This is a genomic window from Myxococcus sp. AM011 (assembly GCF_013372595.1).
In the GTDB taxonomy this organism is placed as follows: Bacteria; Myxococcota; Myxococcia; order Myxococcales; family Myxococcaceae; genus Myxococcus; species Myxococcus eversor.
Map to the genome: position 1 here is coordinate 1 of NZ_JABXEM010000074.1, position 17506 is coordinate 17506.

Genomic DNA, 17506 nt, shown 5'->3' on the forward strand with positions numbered 1-17506 from the left:
CTGGGGGGCGGCGGTGGGAGTGGACGCGTCCGCGGGGCCCTGGGCCTCGCCGGTGTTCTTGTGGCAGCCGTGGACGAGCAACAGGGTGGTGGAAAAGACGAGCACGCCGGTCAGGTTTCTCATATGTCCTGGCTGGTGGAGTCCGCCGCGAAGCGGGACGGTGGAAAGGGCGCCTGCGCTCAACTGTTGCCAGGTGCGACGCAGGGTCCCGCACGTTATTCGCATCCGCCCTCGCGGAGCAGCAATCGATGCACGGACCAGAAGAGCACCACCATCCCCGGATTCCTCACGCTTCCCGCATCGAGCGCTCGCGGGTGCTCGTCGTGGGAGCAGGCGGGCTCGGCTGTCCGGCCTCGCTGGCGTTGGCGCAGGCGGGTGTCGGCCACCTGACGCTGGCGGATCCTGACCGCGTGGACGTGACGAACCTGCCCCGGCAGCTCTGGCATCGCGCCGAGGACGTGGGGCGCAACAAGGCGGAGTCCGCGGCCGCGGGGCTCCTGCGGGCCTTCCCGGCGCTGACGACGGACGTGCTCGCGGAGCGCGTGGACGCCGACAACGTGGAGGGCCTGTTCCGCGCGCACGACGCCGTCATCGATGCGACGGATGGCGTGGCGACGAAGTTCTTCCTCTCGGATGTGGCGGTGCTCACGGGGGTGCCGCTCGTCTACGGCGGCGTGCTGCGGATGCAGGGACAGGCGATGCGCGTGGAGCCCCAGGGGCCCTGTCTGCGCTGCCTCTACGAGTCGCCGCCTCCGCCGGACTCGGTGCCCACGTGCGCGCAGGCGGGAGTGCTCGGCTCATTGGCGGGGCTGGTGGGCGCGGTGCAGGCGCTGCTGGTGCTGGAGCTGCTCGCGGGCGCCGCGCGCCGGGTGCCGGGCGAGGCGACGTTGCACGTGCTGGATGGGAACACGCTGCTGGGACGGCGCACGCGCGTCGAGCGAGCGGAGGATTGTCCGGGCTGCCGCATCACCGCCGTTCCGACGTTTCCCGAGGAGGGCACGGCATGCGCGCGCTGAGGGTGGAGGCACGGCGATGAGCGAGGTGACGGCGACGTTGGACATCACCCGCGAGGTCTGCCCGATGACCTATGTGCGCACCAAGCTGCGGCTGGAGTCGCTGGAGTCAGGGGCGCTGCTGGAAGTGCTGCTCCGAGGCACCGAGCCGCTGAAGAACGTTCCCCGCAGCGCGCGCGAGGAGGGGCACGAAGTCGTCTCCCTCGAGCCGCGCGAGGATGGAACGCACCGACTGGTGCTCCGCAAGCAGGGAAGGTGAGTGAGCCATGGCGACGATTCGGATTCCCTCGACGATGCGGACCCTCACGCGCAACCAGTCGGAGGTCAGTGCCTCCGGCGCCACCGTGCGCGAGGTGCTGAGTGATCTGGACGCCCGCTATCCCGGCATCGGCGCGCGACTGCTGGACGAGCGCGGCGCCGTCCGGCGCTACGTCAACGTCTTCCTCAACGAGGAGGACATCCGCGCCCTGCGGGAGCTGGACACGCCGGTGAAGGACGCGGATCGCCTCACCCTCATCCCCGCGATGGCGGGAGGGTGACGCCACATGGCCCTGCGTGAAGATCAAATCCTCCGCTACTCCCGGCAGATCCTCCTGCGCGAGGTCGGTGGTCGAGGTCAGGAGTCGCTCCTGGCCGGCGGCGCCCGCGTGGACGCCACCGGCGCTTCGGGGATGACGGCGGCGGCGTACCTGGCGGGAGGCGGAACCCCCGTGGCCGGCGTGGGCGCGCTCACCCTGGGCCCCTGGGCTCCTGGCTTCCTCATGTCGGCCACCGACGTCGGCCAACCCATGGCGGCGACGCTGGCCCGAGAAGTATCCGCGCTCAACCCTGACGCGGCGAACCCGGAGCGGGGTGGGGGACTGCTCGCGGAGCTGCCCACGGCCTGGAGCGGGGAGGCCCCCTGGGTGGCCCTCTGCGGTGATGGCGCCCGCGCGGGCGTGGTGTTCCGGGGCTCCGAGGGATGCGTCTGGTGCTTTGGCGAAACGGTGCGTCACCTGGGCCCTCCGCCAGACGGCGCCCTGGGCGTGGCGCTCGGAACGGTGGGCGCCATGGTGTTCCAGCGGCTCCGCCTGGGCCTGGGCCCGACGCTGGGAGGCCGCTGGCTGGTGCCCCCGGGTGGCCTGGAGGAGATGGATGTCCGCAAGTGCTCCCGGTGCGCCGCGCGAGCCGAACCTCCCGCTCAGTGAATCCGTGGGCTGATCCACGCTGGCCGGAGACGGTCCGCCGCGAAGTCGTCCGGCACCTCGAGTCCTGCTACCCGCTGGAAGGCTGCGGAGTGATCCTCCATGCTCCCAGCGAAAGCTCCTGGCGGGTGTGCCCCCTGCGCAACGCGTCCCCGCGTCCCGCGCTCGCCTATGCCTTCGCCCCCGAGGAGTGGTTGGCGGTGTGCCTCCAGGCGGATTCGCGGGGCGAGCAGCTCATGGGCGTGTTCCACTCCCATGTAGACGGGCCTCCCACTTTTTCGGCGGAAGATCGCTCCCTGGCAGCCCCGGCAGGGCATCCGTTGCTACCGGGAGTTTCCTATCTCATTGCATCCGTACACCGGGGCTGTGTGTCCTGGGTGTCTGAGTATGGGTGGACCAATGGAGATTTTCAGACGCGACGGGTCTGAAACGACCATTGCAAGAACGAAAAAGCCCAGTAGGCCCAAGCACTTGACTGCCTGTCACCCCTACCTGCGGAAAGGTGCGCCTGAATTGTCAAGTGAGTGGGTTTTCGTCTATAACGACGTCCATCTTCTGGATCTGCGGCGTCCACCGCGGCGTGCAAGAAGCGCTCCGGACGCATGGGAGTTGAAAACCCTTATGGCCTCCAACACTGGATTCACCCTCTGGCTGACCGGCATGTCCGGTACCGGTAAGAGCACCACTGCCGCCTACATCGCGGCGCGGCTCCGACAGGTCGGCCGCAATGTGGAGATCCTCGACGAGGGTGAGCTCGCCGACGAGCTGTGGGCGGGGTTGGGTGATTCGAAAGACGAGCGCAACACGATCGCCGGACGGCTCGGCTTCGTGGCGAACGTCCTGACGCGCAATGGTGTCGCCGCGCTGGTGCCCTGCGTGAGCCCCTACAAGGGGAAGCGCGAGGAGAACCGCCGCGCCATCGGCCGCTACGTGGAGGTCTACGTCGACTGCCCCACGGAGAAGCTCATCGAGCGCGACAGCACGGGCAAGTACAAGAAGGCGCTCAACGGGGAGATCCCCAACTTCATCGGCATCACCGAGCCGTACGAGCCGCCCAACTCTCCGGAGGTCACCATCCACTCCGACGTGGAGTCGGTGGAAGACGGCGCCGCGAAGATCTTCCAGTCGCTCCTGGACCTCGGTTACATGACCACCGAGGAGCTGAAGATCATCACCGGCAAGAAGATGAAGGCCAACCCGCTGCCGGCCAAGGGCGAGAAGGCTGAGAAGGCCGAGAAGCCCGAGAAGGGCAACGGCGCCAAGGCCCGTCGGGCGGAGGAGCCGAAGGTGGCCGCCAAGGTGAAGCCGGCCAAGGCCGACAAGGCGGACAAGGGCGCGAAGTCGCGTCCCGCCACGCGCGCTGCCCGCGTCGCCAAGCCGGCGGCCGCGGGGAAGAAGTCCTCGAAGAGCAAGGCCCGCTGAGCAGGGGGCCGACCCGGCCCTTGTTCCACTTCACGTAAAAGGGCTCCAGGTTGCCGCGCGATGCGCGTGCAATCCGGGGCCCTTCCGTTTTAGGAGTGCCCCATGCTGAGCCCCGAGCGAATCCAGGCCCTGTGTGAGTCGTCGCGTCCCAAGCTGGAGGCCATGCGCGCCGCGCTGCGGGCCCATGGCAGTGCGCTGGTGGCGTTCTCCGGCGGCGTGGACTCGACGTTCGTCCTGAAAGTCGCGGTGGAGGAGCTGGGGGAGCGGGCCCTGGCGCTCACGGCGCTGTCGGCCTCGGTGGCTCCGGAGGAGGCGCAGGAGGCGCGGGAGCTGGCGGAGAAGATGGGGGCCCGGCACGTCGTCCTGGGCAGCAACGAGCTGGCCAATCCGCAGTACGCGGCCAACCCCACCAACCGCTGCTACTTCTGCAAGACGGAGCTGTACGACATCTGCGAGGCGAAGCGGACGGAGCTGGGCCTGGCGGTGGTGGTGGACGGCTTCAACGCGGATGACTTCAAGGACCACCGTCCGGGGCACAAGGCCGCGCGCGAGCACGCGGTGCGCTCTCCCCTGGCGGATGCCGGGCTGACGAAGGAGGAGATTCGCGCCTGGAGCCAGTCGCTGGGGTTGCCCACGTGGGACAAGCCGCAGATGGCGTGCCTGGCGTCGCGGATTCCCTACGGCACGGCGGTGACGCGGGACAGGCTGCTGCAGATCGCCGCGGCCGAGTCGGAGCTGCGCAAGCTGGGCTTCCGGCAGTTCCGCGTGCGCTACCACGGCGAAGTGGCCCGGCTGGAAGTGGCCGCCGAGGAGTACGAGCGGTTCCTCGTCGCGGATGTGCGCCAGCGGATCAACACGTCGTTCCTGGCGCTGGGGTTCAAGTTCGTGTCGTTGGACCTGGAGCCATTCCGCTCCGGCCGACTGAACGAGGCCGCTGGCGTGACGAAGCCCGTGGCCCCGGAGTCCAGGGGCTTCGCGCTGCCCGTCGTGAGCTGACGGGCCGGCTGATCCACACCGCGCCCCCACGGGCACCCGGAAGACGGGTAGAAAGCCCGGTTCCACGATGGCTCGGGAGCGCACGGTGATGACGAAGCGGAGCCGACAGCGGGCAGCGGCGGGGTGCTTCGTCACACTGGTGGCAGTGGGGCTCTGGCCTCGGGGCGCCGGGGCCGCCGAATACGTCGACTCGCCCTATCGGGATCGCCGCGCCTTCTCGCTGCTCCTCGGACCGGGGGCCTCGTACACGGAGTTGATCAACGACGCGGACGCGGAGGCCGTGAAGGGGCTGGACGCGCTGCTCGACGTGGGGGCCTCCCTCACCGTGGGCCACGACGGGAACGAGGTCTTCGTGGTGATCCGCGGCAGCCTCCGGGAGCCGGATCTCTCCTTTGTCGGGGGCTTCCGCAGTTTCTTCGGGGACGAGTCGTGGCAGTCCTTCGTGGATCTCGGCGCCGTCGTGCGGCCGTTTTCTGGGCCGTGGCTGGGGCCTCGCGTAGCTTTCGGCCTGCGACACACCTTCTCGGAGCGGTTCGCGGTGTTCGGGGGACTCGGGCTCACGCTCGGGTTCGGATCCGGCCTCCGCGCCGATGCCGAGGGCTTCACCGGGCTGCAGTGGATCTTCCCGGTAGGCTGATCCGAGTGAAAATCTTGCGATCAAAAAGGGCTGTGAGATGGTGTGCGCATCTGTAGGAGGTTGCGCACTTGGACATGAATCCCCGTCTCACTTCGGTGGTTTTCCGGCTCAATCGCGAGAAGCTCGACTCCTTGAAGGAGCTGTCGCGCACCACCCGTATCCGTCAGAGCGAGTACCTCCGGGAGGCCATCTCGGATCTGCTGGCGAAGTACGAAGAGCGTCTCGTCGACTGAAGCAGTGAAGCGTGGATCCGCCGCGTGTCACCCGGGCAGGAAGGGTGGCTCCAGCGGCAGCCCTGGAGGGTGGAGACGCTCCGGGGCGGTGAAGGGATCCACTCCAGGAGGGTAGCGGACCTCCCAGAGCATCAGGCCGTGAGCGGGCGCCTTGAAGCCCTCCATGGCCGCCCCTGTCTCCAGCGCCGCCAGCCAGGCCTCTTCTGGCAGCAGCCCCGCCGCCACCTTCAGCGCGCCACCCACCACGTAGCGCACCTGGTAGCGGGCAAAGCCGTCCCCAATCAACCTCGCCTCGAAAAGACCACCGCCCCGCTCGTGCAGGGTGGCGGACTCCAGCGTGCGCGGCTTGCGGGGGCTGGACTTCTCATGGAACGCGATGAAGTCCCGCGTGCCCGCGGCCATGGCGAGCAGCTCCGCCACACGCTCGGGTTTCACCGTCGCGCCTTGCCCCTGGAGCCCCGTCTCGCCCGCGACGTCGAGCGAGTAGGGCGCCCACTCCGGCATCGGCTCGCCGCCGCCCAGTCGCAGCCGATATCGATACTCCTTGCCGCTCGCGCTCCACTGGGCGTGGAAGGAGCCGGGGCGGCGCACCAGGCACAGGCCGAGCCCTGGCGACAGGTGCGCGGGCAAACGCTGGGCGAGCGACTCCGGCGAATCCCCCGCCTCCAGCCGGACGCTCACCACCTGCATGCGGGCATGGACGCCCCGGTCCGTCCGCCCCGAGGGCATCACCGTCGCGGGCACCCCCACCGAGCGCAACGCTCCCTCCAGGGCCTCCTGGACGGTGGGGCCTTCCGGCTGGCGCTGGAAGCCGCGGAAGTTTCCGCCGCGGTACCAGATCCACAGTGCGACAGGAATCCGCTTGGAGGTCGAAGGAAGCACGGCGTTGCGAGGGCGCGGGGTAACACGGGATAATCGCGCGCGAAATGGCGGCTGGACAAGAACTCGCGGCGGACGTGGATGGGCAGTGGCTCTTCCGACATGGAGACCTGGTCCTCGGACCGGTGAGTGGCTCCCAGATTGTCGAGAAGCTCAAGACGGGTGAACTCACGCCCGATTCCCCCCTGGCCCTGGCCGGCGAGCGGGACTTCCACCCCATGAAGGAGGTGGAGCCCTTCAAGGTGCATGTCGCGCTCTCCGAGGCGCGGGTGCGCGTGGACGCGGCCGTCCAGGTGGAGCGGGAGAAGAACCACAAGCGCGTCATGGTGCTCGGCGGTGTCGCGGGCGCGCTGGCCCTGGTGCTCGGAACCGCGGGCCTGTTCCTGGCGCGCAACGCCGCGGTGCACGGCTGGTTCGGCGAGGACGAGTTCGAGGGCATCGAAATGGAGGCCCCCGTCATCCGCGTGGCGCAGGCGCGTCAGGACGACGAGGAGCTGTTCGAGTACCCCACGCAGGGCACCGCCCGACCGAACAAGCCCGCCGACACGGGCACGACGAAGCCGGCCACGGGCACGAGCAAGCCCACGGCCGTGGCCTCCGCCTCCCGCACGGAGGACCGCAAGCCGCCGCGTCCCTCGGGGAGCGTGAACACGGACGCCGAGGGCATGGAGGTCGCCCAGCAGTTCGACCAGGGCGCCATCAACCGCATCGTCGCGGGCAACAAGTCGACGCTCTTCAAGTGCTTCAAGGAAGAGGCTGAGCGCAGCCCCGGGCTGACGACGAAAATCCCCCTGGAGTTCGTCATCGGCAACGACGGCAAGGTCAACAAGCTCTGGGTGGACAACCCCCAGTTCAAGAAAGGTCCACTCTACGACTGCCTCTTCGTGGAGCTGCAGAAGTGGCCTTTCCGGGCGTACGACGGAGAGCGGGCGACGGTGGGTCTCTCGTTCAATATCGGCAGGAAGGGCTAGGGCCACTTTCTTGCCCACCTCCCGGGCATGCCCCATACCGGGGCCATGTCCGCCGCATCCGTAGCCGAGACCGAAATCGCGAAGAAAGCGCTGAGCGTTCCGCCGGGGACCTTCCGTCACACCGTGCTGATGGCCGCCAAGCGCTTCAAGTCCACCTGGGCCGAGCTGGGGAAGTTGCTCGTGACGGTCCGGGACGAGGCGAAGTTCGAGGAGTGGGGCCACCCCACCTTCGAGGCCTACTGCCTCAAGGAACTGCACATCAAGAAGCAGACGGCCCTCAAGCTGACCCGCTCCTTCAGCTTCCTGGCCAAGCATGAGCCCGAGGAGGAGTTGCGGGCTCAGGAGTTCCCTGAAAAGGCCCCTGCCTTCGAAGTGATTGAAGTGCTGGCCGACGCCGAGGAACGGGGCCAGTTGTCACCCACTGAATACAAATCCCTACGTGACAGCATCTGGAGCCCGGAGAAGTCGCCCACGGAGCTGAAGAAGGAGTTCACCGAGCGCTTCCCCCGTCCTCCGCCCGAGCCGCCGCCGGAGAGCCTCCAGGTGAGGAAGCTGGCGTCGATGGCTCGGAAGCTCGCAAGCGAGCTGGCGGGGTGTCGCAAGATTCCGAACGCTGTCGCCCAGCGGGCGGCCGCCCTGGCGGATGACGTGGAAGAGCTCGCCTCGGGCGTGACGGACGCCTGAGCCACTGTTACTGAACGCTCACCCGTTGCGGACGCTGTACGCTCCGTAACGGGCCCGCACCGTTGGGCTTCCTGCCCAAGGTGGAGGGCCCTATAGTGGTTGTGGGCCCCATGTAGGTGGGCCCGGCGGCTGTTCGAGACGTGGGCAGGCCGTTTGGGTAGGGGAGCGGTGGACGGCGAAGTGGCTCCGGGGGATCCGGGGTCGGCGAACTCGGAGGCGGCAGTGAAGAAGGAGCACCACGTCAACCTGTCCTGCTCGTTCTGCGGAAAATCGCAGCGCGAGGTCCGCAAGCTGATTGCGGGACCTACGGTCTACATCTGCGATGAGTGCATCAAGCTCTGCAACGACATCATCGCGGATGAGAACGAGCGTGAAGAAGGCAAGCCTCAGGTCAGTCTGCCAACGCCCTCTGAAATCAAGGCGTTCCTCGATGAGTACGTCATCGGGCAGGACCAGGCCAAAAAGGTACTCGCTGTAGCGGTGTACAACCACTACAAGCGCATCTACCAGAAGAAGCCAGCGGCCAGGCCGCGCCCAGGCGTGAAGGGTCCGTCGGGCGAGGAGGTGGAGCTGAGCAAGAGCAACATCCTGCTCATCGGCCCCACGGGCAGCGGCAAGACGCTGCTGGCCCAGTCACTGGCGCGCTTCCTCAACGTCCCGTTCACCATCGCGGATGCCACCAGCCTCACCGAGGCGGGCTACGTGGGTGAGGACGTGGAGAACATCATCCAGAACCTGCTCCACAACGCCGATTACGACGTGGAGAAGGCGGCGCGCGGCATCGTCTACATCGACGAAATCGACAAGATCGCGCGCAAGGGCGACATGCCCAGTGCGACTCGCGACGTCGGCGGTGAAGGCGTGCAGCAGGCGCTCTTGAAGATCATCGAGGGCACGCGCGCCAATGTCACCCCGCGGGGTGGCAAGAAGTACAACCAGCAGGAGTACGTGCAGGTCGACACGACGAACATCCTGTTCATCTGCGGCGGCGCGTTCCACGGCATCGACGGCGTCATCAAGCGCCGCGTGGGCGAGAAGGGCCTGGGCTTCGGGGCGCGAATCTCGCACCGCGAGGACCGCAGCGTGGGCGAGCTGCTGGCGCTGACGGAGCCGGAGGACTTGATGAAGTTCGGGATGATTCCCGAGTTCATCGGTCGTCTGCCGATGATCGCCACGCTGAATGACCTGAAGGAAGAGGACCTGGTCACCATCCTCGCCCAGCCGAAGAACGCGCTGGTGAAGCAGTACCAGAAGCTCTTCGAGATGGAGAAGGTGAAGCTGACCTTCACGAAGGAGGCGCTGCGCGCCATCGCTCGCGAGGCGATGCGCCGTCACTCCGGAGCGCGTGGTCTGCGCGCCATCCTCGAGGACGCGATGCTGGAGATCATGTACGACGTGCCGTTCCGCGAGGGCGTCAAGGAGTGCAAGATCACCGAGACGGTCATCACCCGTCACGAGGCGCCCCAGCTCGTCATGGAGAAGGAGAAGAAGACGGCCTAGCCGTCCTCTCGCTGCTTCCTTCCGTGATTCAAGGCCCCTCCTTCCCGTGTGGAACGAGGGGCCTTCACATGTCCGGCGTGTCAGTCGGCGAGGCTGGCGGCGGCTGAGCGCGTGGCGGGGAGGGAGATGATGAACTCGGTGGACTCACCGAGGACGCTCTCCACCCGAATCTCGCCCTGGTGCTCCTGGACGATGTCGTGGCAGAGCGACAGGCCCAGGCCCGTGCCGGAGCCGGCGGGCTTGGTGGTGAAGAACGGGTCGAAGAGCTTCTCGCGAATCTCCAGGGGAATGCCCGGCCCGTTGTCGCGCACGCGCAGCTCCACGCGGTCTCCCTGGCGACGGGTGGAGACCCGCACGCGAGGGACGAAGCCCGCGTCGGCCGTCTGCTGCTTCTGCACCGTGGCGTAGAAGGCGTTGTCGACGATGTTGATGAGCAGGCGGCTGATGTCGCCGGCCACCACCTCCACGTTGCCGACGGAGGCGTCCAGCTCCGTGTCCGTCTCCACCGTGGCCGCGCCCTGCCGGGCCCTGAGTCCCTGCACGGCCAGGTTGACGCTGTCGCGAATCAACATGTTCAGGTCCGCGCGGCTGCGAGAACCCTCCGAGCGCCGCGAGTGCCGCAGCATCGTCTTGATGATGTTCGACGCGCGCCGCCCGTGGGACTGGATGCGCTTGGAGTTCTGCTTCAGGTCCTCCAGCGTCTCCAGCACGTCCTCGGCCGTGGCGGCATCGAACTTGTCCGTCATGCGCCGCAGCGTGGTGTCCAGCTCGTCCGCCAGCTTCGCGGACAGCTCCGAGAAGTTGTTCACGAAGTTGAGCGGGTTCTGCAACTCGTGGGCGATGCCCGCGGTGAGTGAGCCCAGGGATGCCAGCTTCTCCTGCGCCACCAGTTGCCGCTGCATCTCCTGGATGCGGCTGAGCGTGCCCGCCAGCTCCACGTTCTTGCTCTGCAGCTCCGCGGTGCGCTCCTCCACGCGCCGCTCCAGCGTGTGGCTGTACTCCTCCAGGCTCGCATACAGGCCTGCGTTCTCCAGGGAGATGGCGGCCTGGAAGGACAAGAGGCGCAGGACTTCCAGTCGCTCGGGCGTGAAGGCGCCTCGCGCCGCGTCGTTCTCCAGGTACAGCACGCCGGTGAGCGAGCCCTGCTTCAGCAGCGGGCTGCACAGCACGGACTTCGGCCTCGCCTCGCGGACGTAGGGGTCCTCGGAGAAGGGCTCCTCCGCCGTGGCGTCATCCAGGAGCACCGTCTCTCCCGTGCGGACGACGTAGTGGATGATGGAGGCCGGCAGCGCCGTGGAGGACTCGACCGACACGGCCTGTCCTTGCAGCACCCGGGCTCCATCCACGGAGCCCTCCGCTTCGATGAAGAGGCCCTCGGGCTTCTTGAGGATGAGGAAGCCGCGCCGCGCGCCCGCGTTCTCGATGAGCAGCGTCATCAACTTGCGCAAGAGCTTGTCGAGGACGATTTCGCCGGACAGCGCGCGCGCCGTCTTGAGCACGGACTCCAGATCCAACGCGGCCAGCGGCGTGCCTCCGGACTCCTCGGTCCGCAAGGGCTCCGGAGCGGAGGACGTCAGGAGGCGCGGATGCTCCCGCTCCATTCGCGAGACGAGCGCCCGCGCGCCCCAGCGCAGATACGCGCTCCGGGCCTCTTCCAGGTACGTGCGGGCCACCCGCTCGCGGCTCGTGGACAGGTGGAAGTGCGCGGCCCGTTCACAGGCCACGCCCTCGTCGAGCGACAGGCCGTGCTCGCGCGCCAGCCGGATGGCCCGGTCATAGCCATCCGCCGCTTCTTCGTCGCGCCCATCCACCCGCGCGCGCTCCGCGTCCAACAGCTCCGCGCGCGCGCCGTAGTTCATCGGGGCGATGCGGGCCCAACCGCGCATCTGCTTGCGCAGGGCCTCGATGGCGCGCGACGAGCGGATGCGCTCCACCGGCCCTCGCGAGGGATGCAGTTGGAGGAGCGCGAGGCCCTGGAAGAACTTGTACCAGGGCAGGTACATCTGCCCGGCGATCAACTCCACGCGCGCGTCCACCGCGGCCGCGCTCTCCAGCGCACCGCGCGCATCACCCCACAGCCAGCGCCGCATGGTGCGCATGACGTCGCAGGTGGCGATGCCGTTGGCGTACCCGAGCTGGTGATATGGCGCGACGATGTCCTGCTCGCGCGCTTCCACGTCCCCCGTGAAGGCGCCCGTGAGCACGTCGAGCGTGTGCCGCGTGTACTGGAGGAAGGGCACGTTCTGGTGCCGGTGCGAGGCGAGCGCATCCATGAAGCGGTCGACGCGCGGACCGTGCTCCACCAGTCCGTCCCGAGCGATGAGCGACACGGCGCAGCCCGCGCTCGCGTTGTACGCGAAGTACTCGATGTCTCCCGTCTCCTGCCCCTTGCTTGCGCCCGCGAAGAAGTCGTCGATGCACGGCGACAACGGCTCCTTCCAGTGACGGATGAAGAGGTTGAAGACGAAGTGGACCATCGACCGCAGGCTCTCCGCGCCGAAGCGTTCCAACGTCTTCAGCGCCAGCCGTCCGTAGCGGTAGCCCTCCTCGGGACTGCCCAGATGGACGCTGAGCATCAGGCCATAACCCACGTAGCCGAAGGCCGCGGTGCCCGTGGCCCCGTGACGGATGGAGATCTGCAGGTTGCGCAGCACGACGAGTGGGAACAGCAGCGGCCGGGCCATGAACGCGGCCGTGGCCAGCTTCATCATCACCCTGAGCGTGGCGAGCAGCAGCGGGTCCGTCAGCTCCGGCAGCGACTCCAAATCCTCGGGCTTGCGCAGGCCCAGGTACATCTTCGTCTTCGCCACGGCGGCCAGCACATGCGCCTGCTTGGGGTTCGCGGGGAGGTGCTGCCCCAGCGTCCCCAGGACTTTCAGCCCCAGGTCCACCGCGCGCTCGTGCTCGCCCCGGTGCGAGTGACACTGGAGCCGCACCAGATGGACGCGGACCTGTTCGAGCCGGTCCGCCGCGTGGGCCAGCGCCGTGCTGGCCAGTCGCTCCATCTGCTCGAAGTCCGCCGCGAGGTAGGCCGCCTCGGCCGCCTCGACGTGCAGGTCGAACGCGAGCGAGCGGTCCCACCTCCAGCCCTCGTCTCCAAGGAGCTGTCGTCCCGTCGTCAGGAGCCGCAGCGCGGCGGCCCACGCACCGCGTGACTTGGCGCCGCGGCCCGCGCGCAAGTCCAGCTCCGCCACGCGGTGACGCTCCTCCGCGTCCTTCAGGACGGGCAGGGCGAGGTGGAAGTGGGTGACGATGTCCGCGAGCTGCTCGTCCAGCAGCTCCGGAGGCGTGTGCCTCAGCAGCAGGCGGCCGATGCGCGCGTGGACCTCCGGGTGCTCGCTGACGGGCGTCAGCTCCAGCGCGGCCTGCTGGACGCGGTCATGCGCGAACTGGAAGCTGTCGGCGCTCTCGGTGTCCGCGAGCCGCTCGCCCACCGGTGCCACCAGTCCCGCCTGGAGGACTTCGTCCAGGGCCTCCTCCGCCTGCTCGGGCGAGCGCTCCAGCACCACCGCGAGGTTGCGCAGCGTGAAGGTGTGGCCGAGGGCCGCGGCGATGGGCAGCAGGGCCTGGGCGCCAGGGCTCAGCTCGCGAATCCTCGCGGTGAGCAGCGCCACCACGCCGTCGCTGAAGTCCTGGCCGCGCAACGCTCCGCCATCCCACCGGAACCCGCCGCCCTCCGCGTCGAAGCGCACCAGGCCGCGCTCATAGAAGGCTCGCAGGAGCTGCACGGCGAAGAACGGATTGCCCTCCGTCAACGAGAGCACCACCGCGTCGAGCTGCGTGTCCGGCTGGCCCGCCGCCGCGGGGAAGACGTCGGCCACGAGCTGGGTGATCTGCTCGGGGGACAGCGGCTCCAGGTCGATTCGCTGCACGGGCGTGCCCGCGTCGCGCAGGGCCTGCGTGAGGCCCTCCACGGGGTGCTCGGGCCCCAGCTCCTCCGAGCGGCACGCGCCGACGACGAGCAGGTGACTGAGTCCGCGGTCCGACAAGAGCAGGCGCAGCAACTGGAGGCTGGCGCTGTCGGCCCACTGGAGGTCGTCCAGCACGATGACGAGCGGATGCTCCTCCGTCGCGAGCACGCCCACCAGCTTGCGCAACACGAGCTGGAAGCGGAGCTCGGATTCAGCGGGGCCCAGCTCGGCGACGGGAGGTTGTTCGCCCAGCACCAGCGCCATGCGCGGCACCGCATCCACCACCAGCCGCCCCATGCCGCCCAGGGCCTCCAGCAGGCGCGCGCGCCAGTCTTCCAGCCGCTCCTCTCCGAGCAGGCTCCGCGCCACCTCGCGGAATGCCTCGAAGATGCCGCTATAGGGCGTGTCGCGGAGGAGCTGGTCGTACTTGCCCCGCACGAACAGGCCGTGCTTCGCCGACACGGGACGCTTGAGCGTGCCGGTGAGCGCGGACTTGCCCATGCCGGCCGCGCCGGTGAGCAACACGAAGCCGGAGCGACCGGACGCGGCGCGCTCGAAGGCGGCCTTCAGCTCGGCTTGCTGCGGCTCGCGGCCGTAGAGCTTCTCGGGCGCGGTGAAGCGCTCGGGCACGTCCTTCGTGCCCAGCTCGAAGTCGGGCACCGAGCCGGTGGACTCCTCCATCGCGTCGAGGCAGCGCTGAAGGTCGGCCACCAGGCCGTACGCGCTCTGGTAGCGGTCCTCGGGAGACTTCGCGAGCAGCTTGAGGACGAGGGCGGAGAGGGGACGCGGCAGCTCCGGGACGAGCTCATGCGGCGCGGGCGGCGGCAGCGCGACGTGCGCGTGGATGAGCCCCAGCGCATCGGTGTCCGCGAAGGGCCGACGGCCGGTGAACAGCTCGAACAACATGACGCCCAGCGAGTAGAAGTCACTGCGCGAGTCGACGCTTCGGTGGGTGCGGCCGGTGCCCTCGGGCGACAGGTATTCGAGCGTGCCCTCCAGGCGCTCCGGGGCGACGGGCGCGACTTCGGCGCGAGCGCGGCGCGTGGCCAGGGTGAGCCCGGTCAACTTCACGGAGGTGCCGTCCGCGCTCAGCAGCACGGAGGCGGGCTGCAAATCCCTGTGCAGGATGCCGGCGGCGTGGAGCTGTCCCACCGCGCGGGCGATGGCGACGGCGAGCCGGCAGCCGGTGCGGGCTTCCACGCGGCCCGAGGCGAGTCGCTGGGCGAGGGTCGTCTCTCCGAAGCCCTCGAGCACCATCACCGACATGCCGGGGCGCGACTCCTCCAGGGACAAGGGGTGGAGGACGCCGTCGAGGCGCAGGGCGTGGGTGAGCTCGAATTCGTGGCGGAGACGGTTCGTGAAGGACGGGGGGCGAGAGGGCTCCGCGACCTTCAAGGTGACACGGGCCCCGTCCTCGGCGCGGGTGGCGCGCAGGAGCTGGAAGGAGCCGGAGGCGGAGAGCGCTCTGTCGCTACGGTAGCCAGGAACCTCAATCATTGCTCAACCCGTGCGCGCATGGGCGCGGCACCCCCCCTTGGAGGCCTTGGACGCGGGAGGCTAGCTGCGCCCCCCCACGCTCGCAACAGCGCCCGGTCGCTTCGCTGGCGGGGTTGCCTGCTCGCTGGAGTGGAGCGCGCGGCCCGGGTGTGCCATGGACCCTCCACGGTGATGCGACCTTCGGCCAGGGTGGAACCCGACGCGCGGCGAGACGGCAGGCGCGTCCTCGTCATTGGCAGTGGTTTTGGCGGGTTGGCGGCGGCGGTCCGACTGGCCGCGAGAGGCTGGCGCGTCACCGTCCTGGAGCGCAGGGATGGCCCGGGAGGTCGGGCCCACGCGTTCCATCAGGACGGATTCACCTTCGATGCCGGGCCCACGGTCATCACCTGTCCGCACCTGCTCGAGGAGCTGTGGGCCCTGGCTGGACGGAAGCTGGCCGACCATGTGGAGTTGAAGCCGGTGACGCCGCTGTACCGGATGCGCTTTCCGGATGGCTTCACGTTCGACTACCACACGGACAAGGAAGCGATGTTGCAGGCGGTGCGGCGCCTCTCGCCTGGAGACGAAGCGGGCTACCTGTCGCTCAGTGCCCGTGTCGAGCGCATGTATGAAGCGGGCATCGGTCCGCTGATGAGCGCTCCGGTGCCGCACGTGCTGAGCCTGGCGCCCTTCACTCCGGCGCTGGTGCGCGACGAGGCCTTCCGGAGCATGTACGGCCTGGTGTCGCGTCACGTGAAGGACGAGCGGCTCCGACAGGCGTTGAGCTTCCATCCGCTGCTCATCGGCGGCAGTCCCTTCGCGGCCGCGAGCGCGGTGTACACGTCCATCCAGTTCGTGGAGCGGCGCTGGGGCGCGTTCTTTCCGGTGGGGGGAACGGGAGCGCTGGTGCGGGGACTGGTGTCCTTGCTGGAGTCGTTGGGGGGCGAGGTTCGCTACGACAGCGAGGTGGCGGAAATCACGGTGGAGGGGCGCAAGGCGACGGGCGTGAGGCTCGGGGATGGGTCCTGGCTTCCGGCCGAGGCCGTGGTGTCCAACGCGGACGCGGCCTGGACGTACCGGTATCTGCTGCCCCGGCACGTGCGCAGTCACTGGACGGACACGCGCATCCAGCAGGCGCGGTACTCGATGAGCGTGTTCCTCTGGTACTTCGGAACGCGGCGTCGGTATCCGGACGTGGCGCACCACACGCTGCTGTTCGGTCGCGACTTCAAGGGCATGTTCTCCGGACTGGACGGGCCGGGGCTGCCTTCCGAGGATCCGCTGCTGTATCTGCATCGGCCCACCGCGACGGATGCGGGGCTGGCACCGCCGGACCACGATGCGTTCTATGTGCTGGCGCCAGTGCCGCATCTGGGAGACGGGGCCAGTTGGAAGGCTCGGGCGGAGACGTTCCGTCGCAAGTTGGAGGCCCGGCTGTCGCGCACGGTGTTGCCCGGATTGGAGCAGGAGTTGGTGACGTCGCGGGTCTTCACGCCGGAGGACTTCCGCGATGACTTGCGCTCGTTCCTGGGCGCGGCGTTCAGCTTCGCGCCCACGCTGATGCAGACCACGTTCCTTCGGGCGCAGGCCAAGAGCGAGGACGTGGATCGGCTCTACCTCGTGGGTGCGGGGACGCATCCGGGGGCGGGGCTGCCCGCGGTGCTGTGCTCCGCGAAGATTGTCGACACGGTGATGGCGGGGGCGTGAGCCCGCATCGCCGCGCTGCGCTCGCCTGGGGATTGAGGGCGGGGCGCGCGTGCCCGAGAATCGGGCCACGGAGGAGCACGTGCATGGCGGCGGTCGACGAGCTGGCCCACTGTCACATCATCCTGAAAGCGGCGCTCCAGGCCGCGAGTCCGGAGGACCGGCCCTCGGGCCCCTGGGCGCTCGGTGGACCGCGCCCTGTCTGCCCGGCGGCGGGGCAGGTGGAGCTGGGATTGTGGTTCTCCTCGCTCGTCGCGCCGCATCTCGCGGACCCGTTCGAGGAGGCCGTCGCACGACGCGTGCTGGACCACGTGCGTGACTTCCTCGCGAAGCCGTCGCGCCTCACGCCGCGGGAGTCACTTTCGCTCGGGCACCAGAAGCAACTGACCAGCCACGCGGGCCGCGCACACCACCGACTCATCGCGGACTCCCGCTCCGAGCCCAAGGAGTCGGAAGCGCTCGCGGTGGCAAGGCGCACGGCGGGCGCGGCGGCGGCCCTGTGTCGTGGCAAGGACACGTATGTCCACCTCACCGCGGCGGTGGCTCGGGTGGTGAGGAACTTGAGTGAGCCTGAGACTCGAGGCGAGTTGAGCGCGCACGACTTCCTCGTGGAACTGGACGCGCGCATCCTCCGGCTGGAGTGTCAGGCCGCGATTGCTCCATTGCTCACGGCGGGCGCGCCCATGCCAGAGCTCGATGAGGTGCTGTGGCGTGTCGATGGTGGCAAGGGCCAGGCGCGACACTTCATCGCGAGGCTTCGTGGCGGAACCCTGGGGCTGGTGACGAAGCTGGGAGCGCGCTGGGCCTGGGTGGAGGGAGGCCGTGATGAAGTCCTCGCCTCCGTGCCCGACGCGCTCTTCGCGGATGCCACCCGCACGGTCCTCGCCCAAGGGTGA

The 17506-nt window shown here is 68.8% G+C and carries 16 protein-coding genes; 14 read left to right on the forward strand and 2 right to left on the reverse strand.

What is annotated here, in order from left to right; translation table 11 throughout:
• Positions 1–248 precede the first annotated feature (248 nt).
• The 9 genes from HUW62_RS17440 to HUW62_RS17480 all read left to right on the forward strand — a co-directional run bounded on the left by HUW62_RS17440 (position 249) and on the right by HUW62_RS17480 (position 5485).
• The gene (locus HUW62_RS17440) at positions 249–1016 is read left to right on the forward strand and encodes a HesA/MoeB/ThiF family protein (RefSeq protein ID WP_163864678.1); all 768 of its coding nucleotides are present in this window, start codon (positions 249–251) and stop codon (positions 1014–1016) included.
• A gap of 16 nt (positions 1017–1032) precedes the next feature.
• On the forward strand, positions 1033–1272 hold the full coding sequence (locus HUW62_RS17445; RefSeq protein ID WP_163864679.1) for a sulfurtransferase TusA family protein: 240 nt from the start codon (positions 1033–1035) through the stop codon (positions 1270–1272).
• Positions 1273–1279: 7 nt separating this feature from the next.
• Positions 1280–1552, forward strand: coding sequence for a MoaD/ThiS family protein (locus tag HUW62_RS17450; protein WP_163864680.1), 273 nt, complete (start codon positions 1280–1282; stop codon positions 1550–1552).
• A 6-nt stretch (positions 1553–1558) separates the two neighbouring features.
• Positions 1559–2200: a ThiF family adenylyltransferase gene (locus tag HUW62_RS17455; RefSeq protein ID WP_163864681.1), complete on the forward strand. Its 642-nt coding sequence runs from the start codon at positions 1559–1561 to the stop codon at positions 2198–2200.
• Positions 2197–2625, forward strand: coding sequence for a M67 family metallopeptidase (locus HUW62_RS17460; RefSeq protein ID WP_176435076.1), 429 nt, complete (start codon positions 2197–2199; stop codon positions 2623–2625). Before HUW62_RS17455 ends, HUW62_RS17460 begins: the two co-directional genes overlap by 4 nt.
• Positions 2626–2818: 193 nt before the next feature.
• Positions 2819–3619: an adenylyl-sulfate kinase gene (gene cysC / locus HUW62_RS17465; RefSeq protein WP_163864683.1), complete on the forward strand. Its 801-nt coding sequence runs from the start codon at positions 2819–2821 to the stop codon at positions 3617–3619.
• A gap of 102 nt (positions 3620–3721) precedes the next feature.
• A complete protein-coding gene (gene larE, locus HUW62_RS17470; RefSeq protein WP_163864684.1) occupies positions 3722–4615 on the forward strand; it encodes an ATP-dependent sacrificial sulfur transferase LarE in 894 nt (297 codons plus the stop codon).
• A gap of 88 nt (positions 4616–4703) precedes the next feature.
• A complete protein-coding gene (locus HUW62_RS17475; RefSeq protein WP_255203485.1) occupies positions 4704–5252 on the forward strand; it encodes a hypothetical protein in 549 nt (182 codons plus the stop codon).
• Between the two features lie 68 nt (positions 5253–5320).
• Entirely contained in the window at positions 5321–5485 is a 165-nt protein-coding gene (locus HUW62_RS17480) for a ribbon-helix-helix domain-containing protein (RefSeq protein WP_163864686.1), read from the forward strand.
• Between the two features lie 27 nt (positions 5486–5512).
• Here the strand turns inward: HUW62_RS17480 and HUW62_RS17485 are convergent, their stop codons facing one another.
• The gene (locus HUW62_RS17485; RefSeq protein ID WP_176435078.1) at positions 5513–6367 is read right to left on the reverse strand and encodes a tRNA pseudouridine(38-40) synthase TruA; all 855 of its coding nucleotides are present in this window, start codon (positions 6365–6367) and stop codon (positions 5513–5515) included.
• A gap of 44 nt (positions 6368–6411) precedes the next feature.
• Here HUW62_RS17485 and HUW62_RS17490 point away from each other — a divergent pair, with 44 nt between their 5' ends.
• The 3 genes from HUW62_RS17490 to clpX all read left to right on the forward strand — a co-directional run bounded on the left by HUW62_RS17490 (position 6412) and on the right by clpX (position 9519).
• The gene (locus tag HUW62_RS17490; protein ID WP_163864688.1) at positions 6412–7335 is read left to right on the forward strand and encodes an AgmX/PglI C-terminal domain-containing protein; all 924 of its coding nucleotides are present in this window, start codon (positions 6412–6414) and stop codon (positions 7333–7335) included.
• Between the two features lie 27 nt (positions 7336–7362).
• Positions 7363–8019, forward strand: a complete 657-nt coding sequence (locus HUW62_RS17495; protein WP_163864689.1) for a hypothetical protein — start codon at positions 7363–7365, stop codon at positions 8017–8019.
• A gap of 222 nt (positions 8020–8241) precedes the next feature.
• Positions 8242–9519, forward strand: a complete 1278-nt coding sequence (clpX, locus tag HUW62_RS17500) for an ATP-dependent Clp protease ATP-binding subunit ClpX (RefSeq protein ID WP_163864690.1) — start codon at positions 8242–8244, stop codon at positions 9517–9519.
• A gap of 80 nt (positions 9520–9599) precedes the next feature.
• Here clpX and HUW62_RS17505 read toward each other — a convergent pair whose 3' ends face one another.
• Positions 9600–14927 carry a trifunctional serine/threonine-protein kinase/ATP-binding protein/sensor histidine kinase gene (locus tag HUW62_RS17505; RefSeq protein ID WP_176435079.1) on the reverse strand — a complete coding sequence of 1776 codons (5328 nt, stop codon included), beginning with the start codon at positions 14925–14927 and terminating at the stop codon, positions 9600–9602.
• 171 nt (positions 14928–15098) lie between these two features.
• Between HUW62_RS17505 and crtI the strand changes: the two genes are divergently transcribed.
• Positions 15099–16613, forward strand: a complete 1515-nt coding sequence (gene crtI / locus HUW62_RS17510; RefSeq protein WP_163864765.1) for a phytoene desaturase family protein — start codon at positions 15099–15101, stop codon at positions 16611–16613.
• Between the two features lie 83 nt (positions 16614–16696).
• Positions 16697–17506, forward strand: a complete 810-nt coding sequence (locus tag HUW62_RS17515; protein WP_163864692.1) for a hypothetical protein — start codon at positions 16697–16699, stop codon at positions 17504–17506.